Raw genomic sequence first — 5,512 nt, 5'->3', positions numbered from 1 at the left:
CTCCATAGCCCGGCGATCCCGGCGCCACCGCCCACAATTTCCCGCGGGTTCTTTCTTTGGCGGCTTTCGGACGCCGGCCTCGGTGCACGCCGCACCGCTGCGATCGGCCGGCATCCGAAACCTCAACACAAACCGAAGTAACTCCCGTTAGCAGGGAATACCAGCGGGCGCGATTTCAACGCTGATCAAGCAATTGCGGGACAAGCCGGAAGCTCGAAGAAAAACGTCGTGCCTTGATTATCAGCGGATGCACACCAGATCCGCCCTCCATGACGCTCGACGATCTTCTTGCAGGTCGCGAGGCCGAGCCCCGTTCCCTCGTATTTGCTCTTGTCGTGCAGTCGCTTGAATGGTTGAAACACCTGCTGGTAATAGCCCTCTGAGATTCCGATGCCGTTGTCCTTGACCGCAAACACCCAGGCGCCATTTTCATCCGGATTCGCTTCGACATGAACGGTCGGAATTGCAGCTTCGCAATATTTGATGCCATTACCAACCAGGTTCTGCAGAAGCTGCGCGAGTTGGGAAGCGTTGCCAAGCACGAACGGCAACCGTCCGTGCGTAACGCGCGCGCCCCGCAGCAGAAGCATCTGATGCAAGTTGGACAAAGTGTCTTCTATCACCCGGTCCATCTCGACCGGCCCTGACAGGAGCTGCCCGTCCGCCCTAGTGTATTCGCGGACTGTATCAATCAAGTCGTCCATTCGACGCGCCGCATTGGCAACGCGTCGGCACTGACCGATTAATTTGTCCTTGTCGGTGATTTCTGCGCCGACGCTGTGCTCCATGAGGACTGCAAATGCCCGAACCGAGGTGATTGGTGCCTTGAGGTCGTGCACGAGCACGGCAGCGAAATTCTCCAGCTCCTCCTGCTGCAATGCAAGCTTCCGTCGCATGGCCGCCTTTTCGAGCGCATTCTCGATGATGCGTCGGATCGACCCCCCGGTTATTTGCGCCTTGGCAATGTAGTCCGATGCTCCCAGCTTCATGGCCTCGGTAGCGACGTTGGCATCGCCCTGGCCGGTCGCCATGATGATGGACATGTAGGGAAAGCGCTGATGCAAGGATGCAATGCCATCGAGACCGTCGCGCCCCGGCAGCCGATAATCGATGATGGCGCAGTCAAAGGCGTATTCGCTACAGGCGAAAATCGCTTCTTCAATGCTCGTCGCCTCGACGCATTCGCACGAAAGGTGCCCCTCCTTCAAGGCGCGCGCGACCAACCTGCGGTCGCCCTCGTCATCGTCGGTAATCAACACTCTCAAATTGTTGGACCCCGTAGCTCGTGGCTGCCGCATTAAGGTAACTCCACGATACGTCCGTAGCATTCCAGCAGGTTGACCAGGTTGAGAAAATCTTGTCCCGCTGTCGCTTTGAGAATGTAGCCGGCGACATTGCAGTTGTAGGCGGCGATTTTATCATCCTGGCGGCTGGAGGTGGAGAGCACGAAAACAACCGTGTCGTGCAGGTTGTCGTCCGCACGCATTGCCTGGACCAGCTGGATACCGTTCATCCGCGGCATGTTGAGGTCAATCAGCAATACGTAGGGAGACGGGACTTTTGTTTTTCCAGCGGTGCCTCGCATCATGTCCAGCGCTTCTAATCCGTCCACCGCCCGCACGATCGAATTGGCGATATTGGCTTTCGCAAAGGCGCGCCGGACGGCCTTGGCGTCGCCATCATCATCTTCAACCAGCAGTATGTTGAGAGGCGCGCTGCCACGCGTTGCGTGCACGCTCATGCTGCCTCGTCAACGATTTGTACTTTCGGCCAGGTAAATCGGAAGATGCTTCCGTTTCCCGCCGAGGATTCAAGATCAAGCTTTCCTCCGGAGGACTCGATATTCTTGCGCACTATAGCCAAACCCATGCCGCTGCCTTCCACTTGATCCCTTGGCTTTAGTGTCTCGAACAACTTGAAAATCTGGGAATGAAACTGGGCGGGAATGCCGGGGCCGTCGTCCCTGACCGCGAACACGTAGTGCACGCCGCAATCTTCCAGCGTCACCTCGATGTTTCCTTCACTCTTGTCATGGTGCTTGATGGCATTGCCAATGAGATTCATGAAGATTTGTTGCAGCGGCATGCGGTGAAAGTGGGCCTCGGCGAACTTGGGACTTACCTGCACCGCGAAACCTGCCGGCGGCGCAATCAACGCCAGGATGTTATCCATCAGTTCATTTCCCGCGATGCTTTCGAAACCTTGGCTGCCGGTTATCCGCCCGATCCGAGAGTATTCCAGCAGGTCGTCCAGCAGTTTTTCCATGCGCCAGACGCGGCTACGAAGCATGGTCATGTTTTCCCGGTTCTCGCCGGTGAGGTGCTCCTCCAAGTCCTCTTCCAGCCATTTAGCGGCGTTGTCGATGACACGAAGCGGCGCTTTCAAATCGTGGGAGGCGGCGTAGGCGAAATCCTCGACATCCGCATTCGCCGCCTGCAATTCGGCGGTGCGGAGACTGACGCGGGATTCGAGGTTAACATTGGCCTCACGCAATAAATCCTGCGCCTTTCGGCGTTCGAACGCGTCGCGGTTGACCTCGATCACGTAGGCCCTGGCTCCGTCACGAACCAGTGTCATGCGGCTGTCCACCACAATAAGCTTTCCGTCCCGGTTAAAGTGCTCTAGTTCTCCTTCCCAGGAGCTTGTGGTCTGCAATAAAGCGAGCAATGAATCCTCGCCGCCGTCGGGTAGCCGGGTTCGCAACAGGTCGTGACTGGTTCGTCCTACGGCTTCCGCCCGGGAGAATCCGTAAAGGTTCTCGGCGCTTTTGTTCCAGAAGGTTATCGGCCCGTTCCAGTTCCAGACCAACACCGGGTCGTAGGTTTGCTCGATAAGTGCCGCTTGCTCGCGCGCTAGCCGGGCGCTGGCCTCGCTCTGCTGTTCCGCCAGCTTTCGCTCTGTAACGTCAACAATCGCGCTCAGCATCATTATTCCAGCGTCGGTTTGGATTGGAGTGAGGCCGATCTCTACAGTAAATTCGCTGCCGTCTTTGCGCAGGCCGTGCAATTCGCGACCTGGACCCATCGCGCTCTCTTCCGAGATCAGTGCGGAGGGTGCGATGAAGGCTCCCTTCCGGAGGTCTGGATGCCGGCGCCTGTAGCGCTCGGGCATTAAGCGTTCAACCGGGGTTCCCAACAATTCACTTCTATCATAGCCAAACAGCTTTTCGGTCTGCCGGTTCACCAAAACGATCGCGCCATGCCGATCGACCATCGCCATTGCGTTGGGCGCCGACTCTACCACCAGTCGGAACCTCTCCTCCCCTTGCCGAACTTGATTGGGGTTCGGAATGGCCAATAGTTTCGGGAACAAAAACCAGAGCGTTGTTGCCGTCACGAGGGACGCTGCAGCTGTCAGTGCTTTGACAAGGCCCTCGATGCCATAAACAGGTACCCACAGGGTGTAGATCGCCAGCACATGCGTCAGGCCGCATGCCAAGATGAAAACGACAAATGCCCAGGCGATAAAGCCGAACTGCACATCCCTTCTCTTAGATATAAACGTCCCCAGTGCGAACGGAATCGAAAAATAAGCGATTGCGGTCATCGCATCGGACACGACGTGCAGCCAGATCAATTCAGGTTCCCACAACAGACAGATGCCGTGCGGCGAATACATTGATGAACTCAGCAGGTGTTCTAGGAATGCCCACATCGCGCAAAACACCTTTCGTTTGGCATCAACGGCTTGAGTTGCCGTACACATTCGGAACTTGCAGAGATGCTATCGATATTTAGTTTGCTCACATGACTGCTCAGTCCGTCGCGACTCTCCTGCGAATCGCCGACCATTTGTAAATCGAGGCGTTCCCCGGTCGACTGATACCCACTCCGTATTCACTAGGCGGCCAATTAAGCTAATTCACAGCTAAGCATTGTTTGCGTACTTATACTCAGGCCGGTCAGCCCGATGCGATCCGCGAAGTCCGTTCACGGTGGCGGTCGCAATCGTAAAGGTCCGGTTTATCCCTGAAAGCAGACTCGAGTCGGACATCGCGGCATGTCGGCTAAGTGCTATGGGAGTGGCGCCTTTATTCGATCACTTGGTCGGCGCGTATCAGCAAGGTTGGCGGGATTGCTTGAGGGTTTTTGCGGTCTTTAGGTTCACAACCAGTCCAAACGCGGTAGGCAGTTCGACCGGCGTTGCTCAACGCATTGGTATGCCGGCCATTGGGTTAGGCGTTTCGTCGTGCGGCGTGTGTTTAACAAAAAGACAATCCTTGCCCATAACTCGACCAAAAAAATTTCAGGTGGGGCACGATTGATGCGCAAATTGGTGTCCGACGAGGTCGTCGAATGAGGAAAACTTAAGCTTCGCGGCGTCGGCTGTACGGACAAAGAAGACCCACCGCTCCCGACTCAGCGGCTCGTCTAGAAAGCGGCAGAACTGCGTTCGCTCGCTGGTGCTTACCACGCCGAATATTCCGTCGCGCTCGCCGCTTTCAATTATTGCCAAGCCGCGAGCCAACGGGAATTCTTCGAAGGAGGCTTCCCGGCCGATGGCAGCGAAGACCTGCTTGACGACTTCAACGTTGAATCCCGACGCTTTGTCATCGCTCAAGTCCATGAAAGGCGGAAAAGGAACCGTGACGAGTCGCAATGGCTCCGCTGGCGACGCTCGGCCGCTGAGTGCCCAGACAACGACCGGTGCTATGCGCAAAAAGCACCGGATCCCAATCAGTCTTGCCATCTCTGGCATCCTTCGTGGGGCGCATGTTCGCGCTACCGTGTCGGAACGGGAACTATGCCTTGGTATAGGTCCTTTATCGATAAACGGCAGGCGGGCAAGGCGCCGGCTCGATATCCGCTTCGGCCAGGAACGGAAGTCATCGCGGTCACTCAATGACTTTATCTGCGCGCCCGAGTAGCGCGATAGGAACAGTGACCCCAAGTCTGTTCGCAACTTTCAGATTGACGACTAATTCGATGGCGGTCGCCTGCTGTACCGGCAGGGAGGCTGGGTTTTCACCATTAAGAACCCGGCCCGCATAGTTGCCAACGATCGTATAGGGCTCTGATACCGTACCTCCATAGCTCATGATGCCGCCCGCCTCAGCGAAGTCGGAGTATTGGTAGACCGCAGGGACGCCGTGATTGAGAGCCATTGTGCCCAATAACTCACGGCGGCTCGTAAAAAACGGATCAATCGCAATAATCAGCGCACCGGCGCGCCTCCGCTCAATTTCTGAAAATGCTTTTGAGAGATCGTCTTGACTGCTGGCGCTGAGGACTGAAAGCTGCACTCCAAGGCTAGCGGCTACACGCATTGCCTCATCCACCGGCTTCCGCAGCGCAGTGTTAGCCTGGTTCACAAGTAAACACATGGCATGGACGTCAGGTAACAACTCATGCATCAGCGCGAGGCGCTTAGTGAGCAGTTCCGAACCGAGAGACGTAACACCGGTTGCATTACCACTCGGGCTATTGAGGCTTTTCACAAGTCCTAAAGCGACAGGGTCGCCAGCCGTAAAGAAGACGATGGGAATGGTGGACGTTGCTGCTTTCGCCGCAAG

5 protein-coding genes are annotated in these 5,512 nt (G+C 56.4%); all 5 read right to left on the bottom strand.

Annotated elements, in window-relative coordinates; all coding sequences use genetic code 11:
* Window positions 1-185 precede the first annotated feature (185 nt).
* On the bottom strand, window positions 186-1,259 hold the full coding sequence (locus ABSE61_RS35715; RefSeq protein ID WP_423875866.1) for an ATP-binding protein: 1,074 nt from the start codon (window positions 1,257-1,259) through the stop codon (window positions 186-188).
* A gap of 38 nt (window positions 1,260-1,297) precedes the next feature.
* Window positions 1,298-1,741 (bottom strand): response regulator, encoded by a 444-nt coding sequence (locus tag ABSE61_RS35710; RefSeq protein ID WP_423875865.1) that lies wholly within the window; start codon window positions 1,739-1,741, stop codon window positions 1,298-1,300.
* Window positions 1,738-3,618, bottom strand: a complete 1,881-nt coding sequence (locus ABSE61_RS35705; protein WP_423875864.1) for a sensor histidine kinase — start codon at window positions 3,616-3,618, stop codon at window positions 1,738-1,740. Before ABSE61_RS35705 ends, ABSE61_RS35710 begins: the two co-directional genes overlap by 4 nt.
* Before the next feature lie 627 nt (window positions 3,619-4,245).
* The gene (locus ABSE61_RS35700) at window positions 4,246-4,689 is read right to left on the bottom strand and encodes a substrate-binding periplasmic protein (RefSeq protein WP_423875863.1); all 444 of its coding nucleotides are present in this window, start codon (window positions 4,687-4,689) and stop codon (window positions 4,246-4,248) included.
* A 145-nt stretch (window positions 4,690-4,834) separates the two neighbouring features.
* A partial coding sequence (locus ABSE61_RS35695; RefSeq protein ID WP_423875862.1) for an ABC transporter substrate-binding protein occupies window positions 4,835-5,512 on the bottom strand: 678 nt, incomplete at its 5' end.

Origin of the sequence: Bradyrhizobium sp. (genome assembly GCF_049519115.1) — a bacterium.
Lineage (GTDB): Bacteria > Pseudomonadota > Alphaproteobacteria > Rhizobiales > Xanthobacteraceae > Bradyrhizobium.
The sequence above is the reverse complement of the archived record's forward strand: the minus strand, read 5'-3'. Positions and strand labels throughout refer to the sequence as shown.